The organism is Bacteroides sp. OM05-10AA (genome assembly GCF_003439055.1).
GTDB lineage: Bacteria > Bacteroidota > Bacteroidia > Bacteroidales > Bacteroidaceae > Bacteroides > Bacteroides intestinigallinarum.
Genome location: NZ_QSUR01000006.1, coordinates 185610 through 208335 on the forward strand (window position 1 = coordinate 185610; position 22726 = coordinate 208335).

At 41.4% G+C, this 22726-nt stretch carries 11 protein-coding genes and 1 pseudogene; 9 read left to right on the forward strand and 3 right to left on the reverse strand.

The features are described 5' to 3' along the window. Positions 1 to 486 precede the first annotated feature (486 nt). The 8 genes and pseudogenes from DXB58_RS06725 to DXB58_RS06760 all read left to right on the forward strand — a co-directional run bounded on the left by DXB58_RS06725 (position 487) and on the right by DXB58_RS06760 (position 16014). Complete coding sequence (locus DXB58_RS06725; RefSeq protein WP_122136305.1) at positions 487 to 3702, forward strand: TonB-dependent receptor; 3216 nt, start codon at positions 487 to 489, stop codon at positions 3700 to 3702. A gap of 12 nt (positions 3703 to 3714) precedes the next feature. Then, positions 3715 to 5658, forward strand: a complete 1944-nt coding sequence (locus DXB58_RS06730; protein ID WP_122136306.1) for a RagB/SusD family nutrient uptake outer membrane protein — start codon at positions 3715 to 3717, stop codon at positions 5656 to 5658. 26 nt (positions 5659 to 5684) lie between these two features. After that, positions 5685 to 6842 (forward strand): DUF4972 domain-containing protein, encoded by a 1158-nt coding sequence (locus DXB58_RS06735; RefSeq protein ID WP_009000215.1) that lies wholly within the window; start codon positions 5685 to 5687, stop codon positions 6840 to 6842. A gap of 63 nt (positions 6843 to 6905) precedes the next feature. Then, a complete protein-coding gene (locus DXB58_RS06740; RefSeq protein WP_122136307.1) occupies positions 6906 to 9095 on the forward strand; it encodes a hypothetical protein in 2190 nt (729 codons plus the stop codon). A gap of 26 nt (positions 9096 to 9121) precedes the next feature. Further along, a pseudogene (locus DXB58_RS06745) lies at positions 9122 to 10186 on the forward strand (glycoside hydrolase domain-containing protein); the annotation flags it as partial. A gap of 77 nt (positions 10187 to 10263) precedes the next feature. Then, positions 10264 to 10575, forward strand: coding sequence for a hypothetical protein (locus DXB58_RS06750; protein WP_199487930.1), 312 nt, complete (start codon positions 10264 to 10266; stop codon positions 10573 to 10575). A 26-nt stretch (positions 10576 to 10601) separates the two neighbouring features. Continuing rightward, complete coding sequence (locus DXB58_RS06755) at positions 10602 to 13250, forward strand: alpha-L-rhamnosidase (RefSeq protein ID WP_122136308.1); 2649 nt, start codon at positions 10602 to 10604, stop codon at positions 13248 to 13250. Between the two features lie 481 nt (positions 13251 to 13731). Next, a complete protein-coding gene (locus tag DXB58_RS06760; RefSeq protein ID WP_122136309.1) occupies positions 13732 to 16014 on the forward strand; it encodes a GH92 family glycosyl hydrolase in 2283 nt (760 codons plus the stop codon). A gap of 214 nt (positions 16015 to 16228) precedes the next feature. Here DXB58_RS06760 and DXB58_RS06765 read toward each other — a convergent pair whose 3' ends face one another. Both DXB58_RS06765 and DXB58_RS06770 read right to left on the reverse strand, forming a co-directional pair. Beyond that, the gene (locus tag DXB58_RS06765) at positions 16229 to 17986 is read right to left on the reverse strand and encodes an ATP-binding protein (protein ID WP_122136310.1); all 1758 of its coding nucleotides are present in this window, start codon (positions 17984 to 17986) and stop codon (positions 16229 to 16231) included. Positions 17987 to 18033: 47 nt separating this feature from the next. Continuing rightward, positions 18034 to 18513, reverse strand: coding sequence for a helix-turn-helix domain-containing protein (locus DXB58_RS06770; RefSeq protein ID WP_122136311.1), 480 nt, complete (start codon positions 18511 to 18513; stop codon positions 18034 to 18036). A 219-nt stretch (positions 18514 to 18732) separates the two neighbouring features. Here DXB58_RS06770 and DXB58_RS06775 point away from each other — a divergent pair, with 219 nt between their 5' ends. Then, the gene (locus DXB58_RS06775) at positions 18733 to 18993 is read left to right on the forward strand and encodes a hypothetical protein (protein ID WP_117937111.1); all 261 of its coding nucleotides are present in this window, start codon (positions 18733 to 18735) and stop codon (positions 18991 to 18993) included. Between the two features lie 476 nt (positions 18994 to 19469). Here the strand turns inward: DXB58_RS06775 and DXB58_RS06780 are convergent, their stop codons facing one another. Continuing rightward, positions 19470 to 22436 carry a hypothetical protein gene (locus tag DXB58_RS06780; RefSeq protein ID WP_122136312.1) on the reverse strand — a complete coding sequence of 989 codons (2967 nt, stop codon included), beginning with the start codon at positions 22434 to 22436 and terminating at the stop codon, positions 19470 to 19472. Positions 22437 to 22726: the final 290 nt, after the last annotated feature.

The window sequence follows — 22726 nt, forward strand, 5'->3', positions numbered from 1 at the left end:
CTGGTGCCGCATAGTCGAAGGCAATATCAAGCCGGTCTTTAAACGTGTGACTTTTATAGGCAAAGACATTGTATGAGGTTCTGTTTTCAATCGAATTTTCGTCTCTCTGAAATTTTAAGCCTTGAGCACATAAATGATTCGACAAAAAAAGAACACCAATACAAACAATAACAGTAAGGTATATTTGTCTATTCCACATAGATGATGACTGATCTTATAGATTCATGCGGAACAAAGATATATTTTTAGAGTTGAATAACATAATAAAAAGAATACTTTTGCGATAGTTTCTTTAGCGGGGTTAACAAAAAAAGCCCCCATTAACCGCCGCATTAATCCGATTTTAACCACGACTTTAACCCCGAAGCTATACTTTTGTCATGTCTCAACCGGTTGGGACAGTCAACGTTGGCAACACATGAAAACACTGAAAAGTGATTCATAACAAAAGAAATGTAGTCAAATAATTAATTGAATTAACCTTGTATGAGAAATGCATTAAAACCCTGTTCGACAAAAAGTTCCTTAATGGTTCTGTTGTTGATGTTTTTAAGCATTCCTTCATCCGCATCAGAAAAGACGGAAAAGAAGGAAGGCAAATCAGACAGCGAGATCGTATGGCAAAATCAGACGAAAACGAAAAGAATAACAGGACGTGTCACTAATAAAGAAGGTGAGCCACTGCCTGGCGTTAATGTAATGGAGAAAGGTACTCAAAATGGAACGATCTCTAATTTGGACGGACTATATACATTGAATGTATCAGATAAAAATCCACAGGTCGCATTTACCTATATTGGATTCAATCCTGTCACAATCAATATCGGTAGTGCTTCCGTTTACGACATTATCATGGAAGAAACTATTAATGAAATGGATGAACTGGTAGTGGTAGGTTATAGCCAACAACGGAAAATCAGCTCTATCGGTTCGCAATCCTCATTGAAAGTATCGGATATAAAAATGCCTTCCGCAAGTCTGACTTCCGCTTTGGTGGGTAGATTGTCTGGCGTTATTGCCGTTCAGCGTACGGGAGAACCGGGAAAGGATGCATCGGATATATGGATTCGAGGATATTCCACGCCCAACAATTCGAACCCGCTGATGATTGTGGACGGAGTGGAACGTCCGTTCAATGATATCGATCCGGGAGATATAGAATCTATTACCGTACTTAAAGATGCGTCCGCTACTGCTGTGTATGGTGTACGTGGTGCAAATGGAGTGGTTATCGTAAAAACAAAACCGGGTATCATAGGCAAGCCAGTAGTCAATGTAGACTATTACGAAAGTTTTACCCAATTCACCAAACAGCCTAAATTCGCTGATGGTATCACTTATATGAATACAGCCAACGAGGCATTAACCACCGACGGGTTATCGCCAATGTATCTGCCCTCTTACATTAAAAATACAGAATCGGGTATGGACCCGCTTCTATATCCGAACGTAGACTGGCAAAAAGTAGTATTCAAAGATTGGGGACATCAGCGACGCGTCAATGCAAATATACGGGGAGGTAGCCAAATGGCACAATTCTATGCTTCTATCAGCTATTTCAACGAAAAAGGAATGGTACGGGAAAATGATTATGAGAATTATAATACGGGCATCAATTATGACCGGTACAACTTCCTCACCAATCTGTCTATGAAAGTCACCAGTTCAACTACCGTAGAAATCGGAGCACAGGGACATTTGGGGAATGGTAATTATCCGGGAGTTAATACCGAATCGATTTTTTCCTCAACCATCGAAGTTAACCCGGTTTTGTACCCGGTGATGTTTCGTGCTAATGGAGTAGAATATGTTCCGGGACTCCACACGCAAGGTGGTAACCGCAATCCGTATGCAGAAGCTACTAAAACAGGATACCGCAAAACGATGGATAATAAAATCATGGCGAATGTACGATTGACCCAAGATTTAAGTATGCTGACCGAAGGGTTAAAATTAAGTGTCATGTATGCATACGACGTTTCCAATCGTCGTGAATCCTCTTATACAAAAAGAGAAAATACATATTACTTCGCCGACCGCACAGGTGAACCGTATGATGCAGCCGGAAATCCCATCTTAAAAACTACTTGGGATCAGGGTAGTAATGCCCTAGCTTTCAGTGGAACTTTCGGTGGTTATCGCAAAGATAATCTCGAAGCTTCCCTGAATTACGACCGCGTATTCGGTAAGCATCGTGTAGGAGCAATGTTCGTATATACCCAACAAAGCAAAACCATCAATGACGCCGGTGATTTTATTGGTTCATTACCTTATCGCCTGCAAGGTATTGCCGGCCGGGCTACTTATTCATGGCACGACCGTTATTTTGCCGAATTCAATATCGGATACAATGGTGGGGAGAACTTCCCTAAAAGCAAACGCTTCGGTACTTTCCCTGCATTCGGTGTCGGCTGGGTACTCTCCAACGAGAAATTCTGGGAACCGATTCAAAATGTATTTTCATTCATGAAGGTACGCTATACAAACGGCCGTGTCGGTAGCAGCGACGTGGACGGTGCAGCCAGACGTTTTATGTATATTGACCAATATGACTGGGCGGCTGACTATGGGGATACTTTCGGTAGCAACGTCGGGGTTGACGGAGTCCGCATTAAAAACCCAGCTACTCCCTTAACTTGGGAAATTGCTCACAAGCAGGATTTAGGTATCGACTTGAAATTTTTCCGTGACGAACTATCCGTTACCGTTGACTTCTACAAGGAAAATAGAAAGCAAATTCTATTAAACCGCACCAACTCCCTACCCGGATTCGCCGGATTCCAGGAAACACCTTATGGCAACGTAGGTAAAACTAGAACAAAAGGATACGACCTGTCACTGGAATATTTCAAGCAATTCAATAAAGACCTGGCACTGACCGTAAGAGGTAATTTCACCTATACGGATGTGGTCTGGGTGGATGATGACACTCCTGACAAAAAGTTTCCCTGGAGAAACAGAGAGGGACATAGCCTGAAAGCTCTGGAAGGCTTTACCGCCAACGGACTATATACGCAACAGGATATCGACGCCATAAAGAACTGGCTGGCATTGCCGGAAGCGCAAAGACAAAATACGGCACAACCTTTCCCTACTCCGTATAAGGTAGGCTTGAACCAAGTGCGTGCCGGTGATATCAAGTACAAAGACCTGAATGGAGACGGCACTATCAATGATGATGATATTTCCTGGATAGGAAACGGAGATATTCCCAAGATTAACTATGGATTCGGATTCAACCTTGATTACAAAGCTTTCTCTATTGGAGCATTATTCCAGGGAACTGCCAAAGCCGACCGTTTGATTTCCGGATTTGTGCATGCCTTCAATAATTCTTCCGCTGGAAATGTTTTCAGTAATATCGACGACCGCTGGACAGAAAATAATCCTAGCCAGAATGCATTCTATCCCCGCCTTTCTTATGGTAACGATGCACCGGGAAATCAGAATAACTATGTAAACAGCACCTGGTGGTTAAAAGATATGAGTTTCTTCCGTTTGAAAAGCCTGCAACTTTCATATCGTATCCCCGAGACTTTATGCCACAAATTGAATATCAAAAATGCAAGTGTCTATATGATGGGAACCAACCTGTTTACCATCTCCGGCTGGAAACTGTGGGACCCTGAACTGGGAACGAATGACGGTAACAAATATCCGAATACGACGGCATATACGATAGGACTTAATTTCAGTTTTTAAAAGCAGACAGATATGAAAAAGATATATATAAATTGGAGTACATTAATACTGTTATTACTTACAATAACATCTTGTAATGATTATTTCGACCAGGTGCCCGAGAAAGACATGCTCTCTCTGGAGAAGATATTCGAAACCCGCGAAGGGGCTTTGAAATACTTAGCCTCTGTGTACACTTATCTACCAGATGAGTTTCGTCAGCGAAACTCTGCCAACGGTGTTAATACTCAAGGCACTTCCGGTGCATGGGTAGCAGGATGTGACGAAGCTGAATTTGCATGGGATTTCTGCGAAACACAACAAATAAACAATGCTTCCTATACTCCTGAATCCAGTTTCGTTTATGATTATTGGTATAAGTACTACAAAGGAATACGTTCAGCCACCTTATTTATAGAGAACCTTTACCGGTGTCCCAATTTGTCACCGGGAGACTATGACCAGTGGACGGCCGAAGCCAAAGCGTTAAGAGCGATTTATTATTATTATCTCTTCCGGTTATATGGGCCTGTTCCTATCCTGGAGGAAGTAATCTCGGAAAATGCTTCTGCAGAAAGCCTGCAAATCTCACGTAACAGTGTGGAAGAAGTAGTCAATTACATTATTACTCAACTGCAGGAAGCCAAAAGAGAAGGATTGATAGACAATATCAAACTCTCAAAAACGTTAAGTTCAAAATATAATGGTCTGGGACATATTGACAGAGCCATTGCGCAAACATTCATCCTTCAAACCAGAATGTTGGCAGCCAGTGATCTCTTCAACGGAAGTAACCCATACTATGCGGGATTAACCAACAAAGATGGAAAAAAACTATTCCCCGCTTACAGTGAAGAACAAAAGAAGCAGTTATGGGCAGATGCAGCCAATGATGCGAAAGAATTTATAGACCGTTATGTCGGTAATGGTTATGATCTCTGCCGTATCAAGACAAACGGTGTATTAGATCCTTATTTGTCTTATCGCGAAGCTGTAAGAGGTTACATTTCAGAAATGCTGAATGTTTCATCCGGTTCGGCTGCCGAAATGATCTTTTTCAGAGAAAGAGTGAAAGCGTCAGATATTCATTACGAAAGAACTCCGAAACATTTCGGACTACCCAGTAGTGTCAGTGCCTCCAGTAGTATGGCTGCTACCCAGGAAATGGTGGATTCTTACTTCATGGCCAACGGATTGAAACCGATTAACGGATATGAATCGGATAATAAAACTCCTGTTATCAACACGGCTTCAGGCTACGAAGATAATGGTTTCTCGTCTTCCGATTATCTGGACCCTGTAACCAAACGCATATTTGCTCCTAAAGGAGCACTAAAAGCATGGGTAGGACGTGAACCGAGATTCTATGCCGATATCACATTTGACGGACAGAAGTGGTTGAATGAAAGTGACGGAGTGGTTTATACAAGTCTGCAATATAGTGGTAATTCCGGTCGTGGGGTAGGTAACTCTAACGACTACTCGAAGACGGGATATATAGTACGCAAATCAGCTCCGCTGGCTGAATGGGATGTAAGCGACCGCATTTGTATTTTAATCCGTTTAGCCCAGATTTATCTGGATTACGCTGAAGCATTAAATGAAAGTGATCCTGGTAATCCGGACATTCTCGTTTATCTGAACCTGATTCGCGAACGTGCCGGAATCCCTCAATATGGAAATGGTAATGGACAAATTCCCGTTCCGGCAGATATGCGTCAAGCCATCAGAGATGAACGCCGTGTAGAACTTTCATTCGAAACTCAACGCTATTTTGACGTGAGAAGATGGTGTATTGCCGAAGAAACAGAAAGTAAAGCGATTCATGGAATGAATATCAATAAAGACGGTAACGACTTCTTTGTACGTACGAAAGTAGAAGACCGCATCTTCGAAAAGAAGCATTATCTTTTCCCGCTTCCGCAGAAAGACTTGAACATAAACAGAAATCTGGTACAAAACACCGGATGGGATTAATTAATAAAATGAAAAACAGAACGTATATGGAAAAACGATATAATACAAACTGGTACATGACTCTGATGTTCATGTTATCAATGGTAGTATCCTTATCTTTCTCGGCATGTTCGGACGATGACAAAAATAGTTCGGAGCAAGATATGATAAATACTTATGTTACTAAGTTTCAAGAGCAGATTAGTGAAATGGCAGCATTAAGAGACGATTCTCCTTATGGTCTCCAACAGGGAATGTATCCCGAAGAAAGTAAAGATATTCTTAATAGCGCCATTGAGAAACTGGAACAAGTCATAGAGAACCTGTCAAACGGAAGTTATGTGGAGCCTGCCAAAAGTAAGTTTGAGCAACTACTGGCAGAAACCAAACGGGCTATCTCCAATTTCAAAGAAAGCATCCGCACTACCGACTATGTGGATCCTAACGAAGATTACGAACTTTATGTGAATGGTCATCAAGGCGGATATATTGATTTTGGAGTCAGTCCTAATTTCTCCCGTTTTGGCTCGGAAGGACAACAGACTTTCACTATCGAACTTTGGATGAAAGTAAAATCTCAAGAAGGTTTTGGTTCCGTCATTTCTACCTTTGTGGAGAAAGGAGATGACAACGATCCGAACCATTATCGCAAAGGCTGGTGCGTAAATCTGTTCGACCAAAAATCATTACGTATGAGTTATGCTTCCGATAACTGGAACTTGATGGAACCAGGATTCGAATTCAACACGCTCAACGAATGGGTACATTTTGCAGCCGTAATGAATGAGAAAGGTTTCAACGGAGAAACTAACGGCAGCGGTAGCCCGATCATCTGCAAAATCTACCTGAACGGTGAACTCAAGACAACACGGGCAAAATCAGATATGGCAGGAAATTATACCTCCAATACTCTCGAAAATACAGCAATGGTGGCATTCGGTCAAATGGATCCGGTCAGTGGTATTAAGGGAGATCGTAAAGTAGAAGGATATATTAAGCACTTCCACATTTGGAAATCTGCCAAATCTGAATCGGATATTAAGAAACTGGCTCAATATCAGTTGTTGGTAACCGGAGACGAATCTGATCTGGTGTGCGGATGGCCTTTCAACAGACTCCCTGATGATTTCAACAATGTCGAAGATTTGACAGGAAGGTATTTCGCTTCTTTGAAAGGAAATTTTCAATGGGTAAATCTAAAATAAATGGATGACAGTGGTTTGCTCTGGTAGTAAAACACCGGGCAAACCTACCTTAAACAAAAAATTATGGTATTGAAAAGTAGTTTTATTCTGTTTTGTATATTCTCTTTCGGTGGTATAAGTTGTATTGCACAACATTCCAAAGAGCAAACGATGTTTCAGACATCGCAGCCGTGGCGTCCGACACTGGATAACAGAGGAGATATCGCCATCATATATGGAATCAATGGAAATCCGACCGACAAAACGCGGACCGTACCTTTTGCACAACGTGTACACTCCTGGCGCGATCGCGGATATACCACTCATTTCATGACAGGGATCGCCTGGGGAGAATATCAGGGCTATTTTACCGGAAAATGGGACGGAGTACCTCACATGGACGAAGGACAAGTGAGGCAAGAAGGAGATACTATCTGGCACGGACATCAAGTGCCCTACATTGTTCCTACAGAGAATTATCTGGCCTATATAAAAGAAGCACATGTAAAGAAGGCCATTGATGCAGGCATTGATGCCATCTATATGGAAGAGCCCGAATTCTGGGCACGTGGTGGATACAGCGAGGCTTTCAAACGGGAATGGAAGAAATATTATGGTTTTGATTGGCAGCCTCAACATGAATCGCCGAATAATACCTATTTGTCGAATAAGTTGAAATACCAGTTGTATTATCATGCTTTGAAGGAGGTATTCACTTACGCTAAAGAATATGGTAGAAGTAAAGGGATGAATGTACGTTGCTATGTGCCTACTCATTCGCTTCTCAATTATTCTCAATGGATGATTGTAAGTCCGGAGGCCAGCCTCGCATCTTTGGATTGTGTGGACGGATACATCGCACAGGTATGGACAGGTACTTCACGGGAACCTAATTTCTACAGCGGTATCCAAAAAGAACGGGTGTTCGAAACTGCCTTCGTCGAATATGGTTCCATGGAATCAATGACAGCACCTACAGGACGTAAGATGACTTTCCTGACTGATCCGATCGAAGACCAGCCACGGGATTGGAGTGACTATAAAAAGAATTACGAGGCTACCTTTACAGCACAACTGCTTTATCCCCGTATCTCTAACTATGAGATCATGCCTTGGCCGGAACGAATCTACGAGGGTTGGTATCGGGCAAGCGCCAATAGCGACGAACGTATCCGAATTCCGCGCCATTATTCCACCCAGATGCAGATTATGATTAATGCACTGAACCATATGCCTGTATCTGATAATCAAGTCAGCGGCAACAAAGGAATCGGCGCATTGATGAGCAACTCATTAATGTTCCAGCGTTTTCCGGAACATGCCGGGTATAGCGATCCATATCTATCCAACTTTTTAGGACAAGTTCTTCCTTTTCTGAAACGTGGAGTACCGGTATCTACCGTACATATAGAAAATGTGGAATATCCCGAAACCTGGAAAGAACTGAAGATTCTTCTTATGTCCTATTCGAACATGAAACCGATGTCACCGGACGCCCATAAATTTATTTCTCAATGGGTACATCAAGGAGGCATACTTGTATACAGTGGCCGGGATAATGATCCATTTCAGTCTGTTCAGGAATGGTGGAATACAGGAAACCAATCTTATCTAAATCCTTCCGCTCATCTCTTTGAAATGATGGAGATGACAGCTTTTCCACAAACAGGAGAATACAAGTATGGAAAAGGAACTGTATTTATTCTCCGGAACGACCCGAAAGAATATGTATTATCTGCCGGAGGTGATGAAGAGTTGGTAAAAACAGTATCCACCCTCTACCAGAAGAAAACGAAAGAATCTCTTTGTTTTAAAAATTCTTTCGTGCTTGAACGAGGAATGTATAAGATTATTGCAGTACTGGATGAAAGCGTGACTAATGAACCGTATATCGCAAAAGGGAAATACATCGACCTTTTTGATCCCCAATTACCTGTATTGGAAATAAAAGAAGTTTCCTCCGGTACACAGGCTTTACTGATTGACATGGATCGAGTGGATAAAAAGAAGAAAAGCCAGGTTCTAGCATCTTCCTGCAGGATATACGATGAAAAAAGTACTGCGCACACTTATTCATTCACAGGAAAAGCTCCTGTGAATACATCCGGAATGATGCGTATCCTATTACCCGCACACCCAAAGAGTTGCACAGTCACGAATAATGACAACAGACTTCAGTCGACTGCGGAATGGAAATGGGATGCAAGCAGTAAAACTTGTCTGCTTTCTTGCGAGAATCATCCTGACGGAATTGCAGTCAGCATCGAATGGTAGTAACAGAAAGATAAATAATGAGAACAATGAGGTATATTATCAGCGTAATCGTCGCTTCCTTCTTACTAGTGAGTTGTAGTAATGAAAGATTAGCCAATCCGTCGCAATATGTCAATCCGTTTATCGGAGCGAGCACAAGTACCGGATTAGCCGGAACTTATCATGGAATGGGTAAAACCTTTCCGGGAGCAACAACTCCCTACGGCATGGTTCAGGTAAGTCCTCAAACCATTACTGGTGGAGATAATTCTTCCGGATACAGCTATGAACATAAAACGATAGAGGGATTCGCCTTTACACAAATGAGTGGTGTAGGCTGGTATGGCGATTTGGGGAATTTCTTGACTATGCCTACTACCGGTAAGCTTCAGCTGATCGCAGGACGTGAAGACGGTTCCATCCAAGGATACCGCTCGTTGTATGACAAAAGTTCGGAAGAAGCTTCCGCCGGTTATTATTGTGCTACACTGACCGATTATAACATCAAGGCGGAAGCAACAGCCGCCTCACATAGTGGTATTCTCCGGTTTACCTATCCTGCCAACTCTCAATCCCGTATCCAGATTGATCTGGCACGACGGGTTGGAGGCACTTCCACTACCCAATACATTCAGGTTAAAGATAAACACGCCATTCGTGGCTGGATGAAGTGTACTCCTGAAGGAGGCGGTTGGGGAAATGGTGATGGGAAAGCGGATTATACAGTCTATTTTTACGCTGTATTCAGCAAACCACTGAATCACTACGGTTTCTGGAATGCAGAGATTCCGGATGACTGGAACCGTAAGAAAGATGATGTAATAAGTGATTCCTATCTGCAGCAAGTAAGCCAGGCGCCAATTATTAAAGACGTTAATGAAATAGAAGGTAAACATATCGGCTTTTTCACAGAGTTTGCAACAGAAGAAAATGAAGAAGTAACCATGAAAGTCGGTATTTCATTTGTCGACATGGTAGGGGCAGAAAACAACTACAAGCAGGAAATCGCAGCGAAAGACTTCGATAAAATCCGGCAGGAAGCGGTTGAGAACTGGAACAATGAGCTGTCTCGCATGGAAGCAAGGGGAGGCAGTGAGGAGGAAAAACATATTGGCTGACAAATAAAGACGGACTCCACATACCTGTTATCACCGCCCATTATGCTTTATGGAACCATGAGGGTAACAATATGCGCAACGAAGGTTCTCCGGCGTATCTTGCCAGACTAATGAAAGAGAATGCCCAGACGAACGGACAGACATTCTCTGTCATTTCACTTCATGCATGGAGTAACTTCAATGATATGGGACAAAACCCAAGCGAAACTTCGGAAATGAACCCGCAGAACACAGGTAACCTGAAGGGAGCGAGTGCAGCCAAACTGGTAGAACGTCATCTGGGCGATGATTTTAAAGTGGTGTCTGTACAAGAGCTAATCTGGCGCATCCGGATGCAGTATTATCCGGAAGAGACCCAACAATATATTAATACTTTAAAATAAAATCATTGAAAATAAAGAGTGAACTGATGAAACGAATCGTTGTTATCCTTCTCGGCTCCTTGTATGGAATGGTAGGAATAGGAGCGCAGGAAGCCATGACACCTACCGACTTGCAATGCGAACATCTAGTAAATCCACTAGGAATAGATGCTACCCATCCACGTTTTTCCTGGAAACTCCAAAGTTCCCGGCAAGGAGTGACACAACATTCATACCGCATCATCGTAGGGACTGATTCTCTCGCTGTCGCTCAAGGTAAAGGAAATAGTTGGGATAGCGGAATAGTCGAATCAGATTGCACGCTATCCCACTATCAAGGAAACAAGCTCCTCCCCTTTACACGTTATTTCTGGAAAGTACAGGTAGAAGAGCAACCAGATACCCTTCAAACAAGTTCGAAAATACAGGCTTTCGAAACCGGTATGATGAAAGTCGACAACTGGCAAGGAGCTTGGATCACCGACCGACAATCGAAAGAACATCACCCTGCACCTTATTTTCGTAAAGTTTTTCATTCGGGCAAACCTGTTAAGGTTGCCCGTGCCTATATAGCAGTAGGTGGTTTGTATGAACTCTTTCTTAATGGAGAAAAGGTTGGAAATCATAGGCTGGATCCTATGTTCACCCGATATGACCGGAGAATATTATATGTAACGTATGATGTAACATCTCATATCCGGAAAGGGAAAAACGCAATCGGCGTTATTTTGGGAAATGGTTGGTACAATCACCAAGCATTGGGAGTATGGGGCTTCGCCGATGCTCCCTGGAGAAATCGTCCCACTTTCTGTTTAGATTTACGTCTCACTTACGATGACAATACTACGGAAGTCGTCTCTACCGGATTGGATTGGAGGACATCAGGGGGAAGCATCATCCGCAATAACATCTATACCGGTGAAAACCAAGATGCTAATAAGGCTCAACCAGGATGGAACTCCGCAAATTTTGATGATTCGCAGTGGAACAATGTCAATCTTTGTTCTGCTCCGTCACAGCATATAGTGGCTCAACAGTTATATCCTATCCGGAATGTAGAAACAATCCCGGCACAATACATGAATAAATTGAATGATTCACTCTATGTATTCGATTTGGGAAGAAATATAGCAGGAGTTACACAACTGAAAATTGAAGGAAAAGCAGGAACGATTGTCCGGCTGATACATGCCGAACGGCTCTCACCAAACGGCAGAGTAGATTTGGGGCGTATCAGCAATTTCCATCGTCCGACGGATGAAGAGGATTTATTTCAAACCGATACTTATATCCTTTCCGGAAAAGGGAAAGACACCTTTATGCCTAAATTCAATTATAAAGGATTCAGGTATGTGGAAGTGTCATGTAGTGAGCCGACGGAATTAAAGAAAGAATGCCTGACCGGTTATTTCATGCATAATGATGTACCGGAAGTAGGAAATGTAACTACCTCCGATCCAATCATTAATAAAATATGGAAGGCTACAAATGTATCTTATCTTTCTAATTTATTCGGATATCCTACCGATTGCCCACAAAGGGAAAAGAACGGTTGGACAGGAGACGGACATCTGGGAATAGAAGCAGGATTGTATAACTATGACGCACTGACTATCTATGAAAAGTGGCTTGCAGATCATCGGGATGAACAACAACCCAACGGGGTTCTCCCTGATATTATTCCGACATCGGGATGGGGATATGGAACAGAGAACGGACTTGACTGGACAAGTACAATCGCACTTATTCCCTGGAATGTCTATTTATTCTATGGAGACAGTAAACTACTGGAAGACTGTTACGAAAACATCAAAAGGTATGTAGATTATGTAGATCGTAATAGTCCGCAATATTTAAGTGATTGGGGACGCGGAGACTGGGTGCCTGTCAAAACACTATCATCCAAAGAACTAACTTCTTCCGTTTATTATTATGTAGATACCAACATATTGGCACATGCGGCCAAGCTATTCGGGAAACAGGATGACTACGAAAAATACACTGCTTTAGCTGAAAATATCAAAGAAGCGATTAACAAGAAATACCTGAACCGGGACACTGGCATATATGCCGGAGGCAGTCAGACAGAATTAAGTGTTCCACTTATGTGGGGAGTGGTTCCGGAAGATATGAAAGCCAAAGTAGCCGCAAATCTTGCGAACAAAGTACAGAAAGATGGATGTCATGTAGATGTAGGAGTATTAGGTTGCAAAGCATTGTTGAATGCTTTAAGTGAAAATGGTTATGCCGATCTGGCTTTTCAGGTAGCTGCTCAAAAAGACTATCCTTCCTGGGGATGGTGGATTAGCAACGGAGCAACGGCACTGGTAGAGAACTGGGATTACCAAGGCGCAGGTGAATTTTCAGATAATCACATGATGTTCGGAGAGATTGGAACATGGTTCTATAAAGCTTTAGGAGGAATCAAACCGGACTCCGAACACCCTGGATTCAGGCATATTCTTCTTGCCCCCCATTTCGTAAAAGGGCTAAATTACGCCAACATCAGTTATCAATCGCCAAGTGGTCTGATTGTTTCCAATTGGAAACGTAAAGGGAAAAAGATTATTTATGAAGTGACAATTCCTGCTAACTGTACAGCAACATTCACAATGCCTGCTAATATAAAAGACAGTCGTACAGTTGCTTTGGAACCAGGCACACATGTCTTTGAATTACAAACTACTGCAAAATGAATAAAGAGAATAATAAAGGCATGTTGATTCATGCCTTTATTATCTTATTTCCTCCCTACAGGGTGGACGCATAGTCAATGGCAATATCAAGCCGGTCTTTAAACATGCGACTTTTATAGACAAAATCATTGTATGAGGTTCTGTTTTCAATCGAATTTTCGTCTCTCTGAAATTTTAAGCCTTGAGCACATACATGGTTCGACAAAAAAAGGACACTAATACAAATAATAACAGTAAGGTATATTTGTCTATTTCACATAGATAGTTGAATAACATAGTAAAAAAACACTTTTGCGATAGTTTCTTTAGCGGGGTTAATAAAAAAAGCGCCTATTAGCCATCGCATTAACCACGATTTTAACCACGACCTTAACCACGAAGCTATACTTTTGTCATGTCTCAACCCGTTGGAACATTCAACGTTGGCAACACATGAAAACGCTGTGATTACTTCGCAAGCTATAAACTCAAAAAGAAAATTATGAAGAAATGTTGGTTATTATTTTTAGTGCTTAGCTGCACGCTTCTTGCCCAGTCCAAAGACTGGACACAATACGTTAATCCGTTAATGGGAACACAATCATCTTTTGAATTATCAACAGGTAACACCTACCCTGCCATTGCCCGCCCTTGGGGAATGAATTTCTGGACGCCACAAACCGGAAAAATGGGAGACGGATGGCAATATGTCTATACAGCCAATAAAATCCGTGGATTCAAACAAACCCATCAGCCCAGCCCATGGATAAACGATTACGGACAGTTCTCCATTATGCCGATGGTGGGTAAACCTGAATTCGACGAAGAAAAGCGGGCTAGCTGGTTCGGACACAAAGGAGAAGAAGCAACTCCTTATTACTACAAGGTGTATCTGGCCGAATACGATATTGTCACGGAGATGTCTCCGACCGAACGTGCTGTTCTCTTCCGGTTCACTTTCCCGGAAAACGAACATTCGTATATTGCAGTCGATGCATTTGACAAAGGTTCTTTTATTCAGATTATCCCAGAAGAAAACAAAATTATTGGTTATAGTACACGAAATAGCGGAGGAGTTCCCGAAAACTTCAAGAACTATTTCATTATTCAATTCGATAAGCCTTTCACCTATAAAGCCACTGTGAATAATGGAAGTATTCAAGAAAATGCAACCGAACAGACTACTGACCATGCAGGAGCCATTATAGGCTTTAAAACTCAACGTGGAGAACAAGTACACGCACGCATCGCTTCTTCCTTTATCAGCTTCGAACAGGCTACAAGGAATATGAAAGAATTAGGAAATGACAATCTGGAGCAGATAAAACAAAAGGGACAGAAAGCATGGAACCAGGTACTGGGAAAAATCGAAGTGGAAGGAAGAAACCTCGATCAATACCGCACTTTCTACTCCTGCTTATACCGTTCGTTACTTTTCCCCCGAAAATTCTACGAACTGGACGAAGCCGGAAAACCTGTTCATTACAGCCCTTATAACGGGCAAGTTCTACCGGGATATATGTTTACCGACACCGGATTTTGGGATACTTTCCGGTGTCTTTTCCCATTACTGAATCTGATGTATCCGTCGATGAATAAAGAAATGCAGGAAGGGCTCATCAATACCTACAAAGAAAGCGGATTCTTCCCCGAATGGGCCAGCCCCGGACACAGAGACTGTATGATAGGAAATAATTCGGCTTCCGTACTGGCAGATGCTTATTTAAAAGGTATTAAAGTAGAAGATGTGAAAACCTTGTACGAAGGGTTAATACACGGAACAAAGAGCGTACATCCCACCGTATCTTCCACAGGAAGACGCGGATACGAATATTATAATAAGCTGGGCTATGTCCCTTATGACGTAAAAATCAATGAAAACACTGCCAGAACTTTGGAGTATGCCTACAACGACTGGTGCATCTATCAATTAGCCAAAGAATTAAAGCGACCGGAAAAAGAAATACAGCTCTTTGCCAAACGGGCAATGAACTATAAGAATGTATTCGATAAAGACTCCAAGCTCATGCGAGGAAAAAATGAAGATGGAACATTCCAATCTCCATTTTCACCATTGAAATGGGGAGATGCATTTACCGAAGGAAACAGCTGGCACTACTCATGGTCTGTATTCCACGATCCACAAGGATTAATTGACTTAATGGGAGGAAAAGATATGTTTATCACTATGCTGGATTCTGTATTCTCCGTACCTCCTGTCTTTGATGAAAGTTATTACGGGCAGGTTATTCATGAGATTCGTGAAATGACAATCATGAATATGGGGAATTACGCGCATGGCAACCAACCAATCCAACACATGATCTACCTATACAACTATGCCGGCCAACCCTGGAAAGCGCAGTATTGGCTACGCCAGGTCATGGATAAAATGTACACACCGGGACCTGACGGATATTGTGGAGATGAAGATAACGGGCAGACTTCGGCATGGTATGTTTTCTCCGCATTAGGTTTTTACCCCGTATGTCCGGGAACCGACGAATATGTCGTTGGAGCTCCTCTTTTTAAAAAAGCAACCTTACATCTTGAAAACGGTAACAGCCTCATCATCCAGGCAACCGACAACAACAAGAAGAATATGTATATTCAAACAATGAATCTGAACGGCACAGAATATAAAAAGAACTATCTACACCATGAAGACTTATTAAAAGGAGGAAACATCAACTTCCAAATGGGAAGTCAGCCCAATTTAAACAGAGGAACAGAAGAGGAAAGTTTTCCTTACTCCTTCTCTAAAGTCCTAAAAAAGATTCGTTAAATTCATAAAAAACAAGGGACTGTTTAATTAAGTCTCATGTTAATAAGTTTGCCTCTATTATGGAAATCCATAGCAGAGGCAAATTTTATTCCTCAAGACTTATTAGGGGATATTCATTAAAAGGAAAAACTGATCTCCTTATTCATCAACGTTTCAAAATCAGGGAAAAATAGATGAGCCACCCCCCTATAGCAACATGCATGCTACTTGTCTCTTAAGAAAGAGCTACTTCTTCCAATAAGGCAAGCTCCCAACTACGCCAAACAATCGTTATTAACTTCAGCCCACCTTTTGCTCTGGCTTCTGCCACCAGTTCGTCTTCGCTATAACGAAGCAACTGCCCACGTGCCTCATCGGCAAGGACACGTATTTCTTTTTCCGAAGCACCGGCTTTTGCATATTTCACCTCAAGCAGATAAGTGAAAGGAGGCAATACAGGAACCGACGGACTAGGTCTGAATAAGAAGTCTGCAAAGCCTTTATTCAATTCGTATTCCGGATAGAGCTGGTAATAACGATACATTCCTAAGTACGCAAGCAAGAAACCTTTAATATGCGCTTCACCTTCAATATATTCACGAATACGACTTTGCTCACGAACAGCGTCGGCAATAAAATCGAACAAAGGTTTCCAGTCCCCCCTGAAAGCCATATTCTCAAATAAAGCACTCATCTTGTTCATATCAATTTTAAAGATGCCATGCTTGATGTAGCCTTGTATCAAGAAATTAAATAGCTGCTCTCTTACAACTAAATTCGGCACATGCAAAATGGGTCTTCCCACCATATCTACACCTTTAATGGAGAGAAGCCCGAAATAGAATAGCAAAGACTTGAAGTTACTAGGATCCGTCATCTCCAATGCAGAAAAATGAGTAACGATGTCAGTAGTAATCTCTCCCTGCTCGGCTATCTCTTTTATAACAGAAAAATTCTCTCCCAATCCGTGATCGAGCTTTATCAAGTATGTCAGTTTGTTGAAGTCGGTACGAATATTGGGGTCTACAATTTCTTTAGGCTTTTTATGATGAAGTACAAAAGATTTCAGAAAATAAAGAGTCATATCGGAATTAAACATACACTGCTCCAATGTATCTTCACTAAAGCAATAATTGTCATAATTAGGTTTCATCATGGCAACTATTTCATCTATAGATTCTTCAAGTACTCCCTCCTCTTTATAATATGTCAGCATTTCACGCAATTCCTTCTCACTAAAGCCAACCAAATCATTAAACCAAGGATCAGTCGTTATATTAGTTCCGATATTAAATCCACTTGTGACATCATCCATCGTTACCGGACTCACCCCGGTAATAAACAACCGTTCAAGGGCAGCCCCTGTTCCTGTTGTAGCGGATTTTATCACGTTAAAGAAGCCACGAATGAAACCTTCACCATGCGTTGCTTTTCTATAAAACTCGGTACCGTAGGTTGAAAGAATGGTATTGGTGAAATTATCGTATTCATCAATAAGCAAATAAATGCGGAGATTTCCTTTACGGCTAGCATAGGTGCTGATTGCCGATAAAAAAGCACCGGGGTCTTTTTGTGTACCTTCATCCAGAATCTCCCAGATTTCTTTTCCAAGCAAACGCTCGTATTTGTACACGAAGTCCTTCAGCTTGTTACAGCAATGAAGTTTAAACGATTGTTCAACCTCATTGACATTAGAACTCACTTCTGAAAAGTTAAACCGCATAATGAGAAACTGATTGTGAAGTTTCGTCGGATGCTGGCCTATGTATAACTGACCAAACAGTTCGTCAAACTGCTCTGCGTAACTTACATCATAATAGGTTTCTAACATTGCCAAAGTCAGACTCTTTCCAAATCGGCGAGGGCGAATCAGAAACAGATAACGTGGTTGCATTTCTATTTTCTCAATAAACATCGTTTTATCTACATAATAGAAATTGTCTTTGATTATTGCTTCAAAATCAGTTATTCCATAAGGTATTTGTTTCATCATATTGCGATTCCTTTCAGTTTGCGATTCCTTTCAATTTATCTGTTTTTTTATTTCTGCAGACTTTCTTCAATATGCTGCAAACGACGTTCTAAAGCGGCATACTTTTCATCCTTTTCTTTTAAAAGACGCTCATAAAGTTCGGTGATTTTGTCGATAGGATTGAAATTGTTAACTCGATTATCATTACTACTGTCAGTATCTTCTGTGTAGGATTTCACAGTACCAATATTAATCTTTGCTCCACCTGTATTTTGTTCCGAATCATTCACCGTATTATTCTCAAACACCACCGTCTGTGCATCCTCCTCCAAAGTCTTGAGATAATCGAAAGGCACATTCAACGCCCGTGCAAAGCGTTGTAACATTTCATCATCAATCACTCTCATCTTCTCATATTTAGAAACAGCAGGCTGTGAGAGATGTACTAATTCACTCAAACCCTCCTGGTTCATATTCTTTTCAACACGGGTACGACGTATATTGCGTCCGTGATGGACTCTCCCAATAATCAATTCTTCTGTTTCCATTTTTATTTTCTTTCTTTTTAAAATCCAACAAATATACAAATGAAAAGTTTCGCTCGAAGCAAATATACGAAAAAAACGAATAGATGTGATAATATGAATAAAAGGAATATTACAACCTGCCAAATAGAATAAAATGAATACATCAAATAGCGTGTAATGTGTTAAATAATTACGAACTTTACCACACAAAAGAATAGCAAAACAAAAGAGCTAACCGACATGAAAAGAATATTAACAAACAAAGAATATAGATTCATAAAAGAGCTCAAAGGATTGATGGATAAATACAATGTAGTAATCTCTACAGATGCACAAGGAAAAATTGAGATTGTGGTGAATGAAGACAATGAACCGTTTGACTTTGAAGCAGAAAACACGATCTATCTAGGAGCTTGCTTTTCTAATCACGAACTAAATGAATTACTGGAAAGAAACCTCGCACATATAAAACGAATAGAAGAGGAGTATAAAACAAACTAATAAACCGACCTATATAATCGAAAAATCATTAATCCTTTTTTCTATATAAATACCCCACCAGTTCCTTTTAAACCAACGGCCTCTTCCTTTTAAAGGAAGGGGTCGTTCCTTTAAAAGGAACGAGGCTTTGGTTTTAAAGCAAGAAAAACGAGTTTATTAGCGGGTATATTCACCTGTATCATAAACTTTTTGAGCAAAAAAGCTCTTTCAAAGAAATTTTTCTCATATCTTTGCGATGTGTTAAGTTAATAAATTGATTAAGGTCGATTTTTGACTGTTTCGAATCGGGAAGTATGGGGGTACTTTCCGATTCTTTTTATATAAAACAGCTCAACTCCGAATGATACTAATAAAAAATCCCGTTTTTTTAAAAAAACGGGATTTAATGCAAAGAAAAACAAACTCGACTTAACCAAAGCAATAAATTAAGTCAGAGTCAGATAACAAAATTCTATCGACTATCTCGTACCAGCTGTTTAATCCTTCACACAGCGGATAGACTGACCAAAAGTAGGCAACTGATACATAAGTCCCGGATTCGGCCATTTACCCAAAAACATACTCCATACGGCATGAGGATCTTCGGAAGATGATGCAGCTATCGAAGCAGTATGGTAATACCCCGTCTGCCCTGCATACTCCAATCCACCATCCTTATTACGACGCCTTCCCACAGAAGGAAAGAATACAGAAGCATTATTAGACTCATTATAGACTAAAATGCCCAAATATGCTGCTTGCGCATTATCCGATGATACACAATAAGGATAGCTTCCGTCACCCGATCCCATCTTGATAGGTCGGCGGTCAAAGAAACCATCAGCATAAAAACCTATAGAGAATTTTATATATTCTTGTGCTTCATCCGTATCATCTCTATTTTTCCAGAAGTTCTGATATCGGTCTACCTTAATTCCACCCGCTTCCGCCGAGCCATCATATCCTCCAATATTCGAATTCAAGCCAGCATCTCCACTCAATGGGTTTATAAATAAAGACTGCCGTAACTCGGAAAAAGCTATCTCACTGCTATAATCTACCAAATTTGTCTTTATGACATTTTTATCGGTATCAACAATCACATGATCGCCATCCTGATCTAAATTATTGGGATATGGTCCATTATAAGAGACCCTGTCAATATACCCATCTGACGGGCGATGGTATCCTTCAGGACAAGATTCAAAAACATCTGTGTATCCATAATCATATATAATTTCCGGCGAAGCAGAAGCCGCTCCCCATACCGGTAGAAACATCTTATACGATTCATTGAGGAACTGTATATCTTTAATCCAATGATCTATAGCAAGCGCAGTAGGGTGATAAGCCAACCGGAAATAGTTCTGATCCGCTTTCTTGGGAAGTCCCCATTGAAAGAAAGCCCCAGCCTGTGTCGGATACTTTACAAACTTTGCCAGCTTATGATCCACCGGAGTATACAGAGCATTACTACCGTTATAATAAGCCGGTGAGGTCAGATTATAAGGTGATAGCTTGCGGGCATAATCACGGGATTTACCTTGTAATGGTCCTTTCTCTATAGGATCTGCAGTTCCCGGCCGCATAATATAATCGGGCTCTTCCCCCTGTCGAATATACAGATATTCTGTACTATACCACACATGATCGTCTCCTGTCCCCCATCTACCTCCATAGCGTTCCACTTTAACCCTGGCATATCTTGGAGTTGCCGCCGTATTTTTTCCTTTTACACCAACACGGAAATAGACACGTCCCCTACCTTCCACATAGGTTCCTCCTTCTCCTTTATATGCATTAGGTAGCACCTGGTAGTGTTCTGGATTCCCCGGATCATCCATTCCGACACGAGGGTCGAAACTTGGAGTAGAACTCAAGACAACAAAATCACCACTTTCCACAGTCGCCTTCCAGGGGGAAATGGCTCCAAAATCTTCCGGACGTTCGCTTCCACCCGCTATCCTACCCTGCTGTCCGGAAATAATCCTTTCACCAACCTCATCATCTCTAAAAAAAGCGCCTATATATCCGGTTCCGTATGCATTAAATACAAAACGTTTTCCGTCTTGGGCTGTATTGATTTTTATCTCTCTTTGCAGTTTACCACCGTCTTCATCCTCGACAGACAAAACAATCCGGTAAGTTTCACGTGCGCCCTTCACATTCCGTTCATCAAGCAGTATATCCATATATCCAGTACCGGTTTGAGACGCTTTGTCATAGGTGTACAGAAAGCGGGAAGTGGCGTATCTTATAGTCGTCCCATCGTCCTTGGTATCATTATACTTTAGTACAAGATCATTAAAAATCTTTTCAGTTTCGTCCGTAGCAGTACCCGTGGCACCCACATACAATTCTGGTAAAACTTTCACTATCGGCATATTGGAAGTGAAAGAGATTCGCGCTCCGTTAAAATCGGTAATACTGGTTTCCAAAGCCGACAGGTTCAGGACTTTAACGCCCGCTATGTCCCAATCTTCATCCACGTCCTCCCACTCCGACGCTATAATATTTACCTGCAGCGGGTCTTGTATATATCCTGTCAGATCGAGTTTCGTATTTTTAGGCAAGCTATAATTCACCGGATTCGAATTTATCTTCAACTCACAAGAGGGACTATAATTATCTACCATATCAACTGTGAAAATCACAGCCTCATCTTCGTCATTGACAGATACCGGTTCACTTGCCGGCAAGATAATACGGTTGACTTTCTTGTCCCATCCCCATTCGACCGTAGGAGTGCCGTCGGCAAAATAATTTCCATTGTCGGTTAAGGTAAACTTACGTACTACATTCCTTTCAATAGCCGGACCATCATAACCTGCGGTCAGCGGAACAAGGTTGGGGATATTACTGAATATTACTCCTTTAAAAGCACCATTCAAATTATCTACCGCCTTCAGTTCAACATCTACCCTCACTCCAAGTCGCTCCAAAGCCAATAGTAGCATGGACACTGTCGTACCATTTTCCAATGTGGCTCCCTGCCCATCGGAAAGTACGGTTACCTTTTTTATCTCCTGCATCATCGGAATGACTTGTTCCGATGAAAAAAAACTTGCCGGATAAGCAATATGGTCCAAATCACTGTAATTACTTATGGCTTCCAACTTCGTTTTAACCGGTATATGGGGAGGTTCATTAGCCAGAAACACAAAATCATACGTTCCCGGATCAATAGGATGCCGAATGATATCTCCTGTTGATGCTGTATAATATACATTACTAATCTTATTTCCCGTTGTTCTGTCAAATGCCAGAATACGCAGGGTACGTACTACCCGATCTTCCGGAGTACCCTCGTGTGTGGTTGCTCCCAGAGGTGTTATCCCTCTCACTGTCAGAAATGTCCCTTCCACAGGATTCTCAGTGAAAGTTTCATCTATACAAGAAGAAAAGACAATCAGCAATACCGCATAAAGCCAATTTCTATATATTCTATTTCCACTCTTCATCATTCATTGTTTCCTTTTACACAACATCAAACTCTCTCTCTATTCTCAATATGCAAATATCGTGAATTCGGGCAACTCTATGAATTATATCCATTTCTGATATAAGCAATAAACGGATTGAATAACAACTGATTATGCAAATCAAAGGCACATATATTGTAAAATGCAAAAAGCGTATTGGCAACGCATCAGCATTTGCGAATTTCACATAATTCGCAAAATTCAAGTTTCGATATTCGAAATTCGCAACGAATAGATTCCTATACATCCATACACAAAAAAGCCCTTGAACA

What these genes read in the sequence shown, in the direction of transcription:
- DXB58_RS06735 (WP_009000215.1), top strand. Translation starts at nt 5,685, where the DNA reads ATGGAAAAACGATATAATACAAACTGGTACATGACTCTGATGTTCATG.
- DXB58_RS06725 (WP_122136305.1), top strand. Translation starts at nt 487, where the DNA reads ATGAGAAATGCATTAAAACCCTGTTCGACAAAAAGTTCCTTAATGGTT.
- DXB58_RS06750 (WP_199487930.1), top strand. Translation starts at nt 10,264, where the DNA reads ATGCGCAACGAAGGTTCTCCGGCGTATCTTGCCAGACTAATGAAAGAG.
- DXB58_RS06780 (WP_122136312.1), bottom strand. Translation starts at nt 22,436, where the DNA reads ATGATGAAGAGTGGAAATAGAATATATAGAAATTGGCTTTATGCGGTA.
- DXB58_RS06775 (WP_117937111.1), top strand. Translation starts at nt 18,733, where the DNA reads ATGAAAAGAATATTAACAAACAAAGAATATAGATTCATAAAAGAGCTC.
- DXB58_RS06755 (WP_122136308.1), top strand. Translation starts at nt 10,602, where the DNA reads ATGAAACGAATCGTTGTTATCCTTCTCGGCTCCTTGTATGGAATGGTA.
- DXB58_RS06730 (WP_122136306.1), top strand. Translation starts at nt 3,715, where the DNA reads ATGAAAAAGATATATATAAATTGGAGTACATTAATACTGTTATTACTT.
- DXB58_RS06740 (WP_122136307.1), top strand. Translation starts at nt 6,906, where the DNA reads ATGGTATTGAAAAGTAGTTTTATTCTGTTTTGTATATTCTCTTTCGGT.
- DXB58_RS06765 (WP_122136310.1), bottom strand. Translation starts at nt 17,986, where the DNA reads ATGATGAAACAAATACCTTATGGAATAACTGATTTTGAAGCAATAATC.
- DXB58_RS06770 (WP_122136311.1), bottom strand. Translation starts at nt 18,513, where the DNA reads ATGGAAACAGAAGAATTGATTATTGGGAGAGTCCATCACGGACGCAAT.
- DXB58_RS06760 (WP_122136309.1), top strand. Translation starts at nt 13,732, where the DNA reads ATGAAGAAATGTTGGTTATTATTTTTAGTGCTTAGCTGCACGCTTCTT.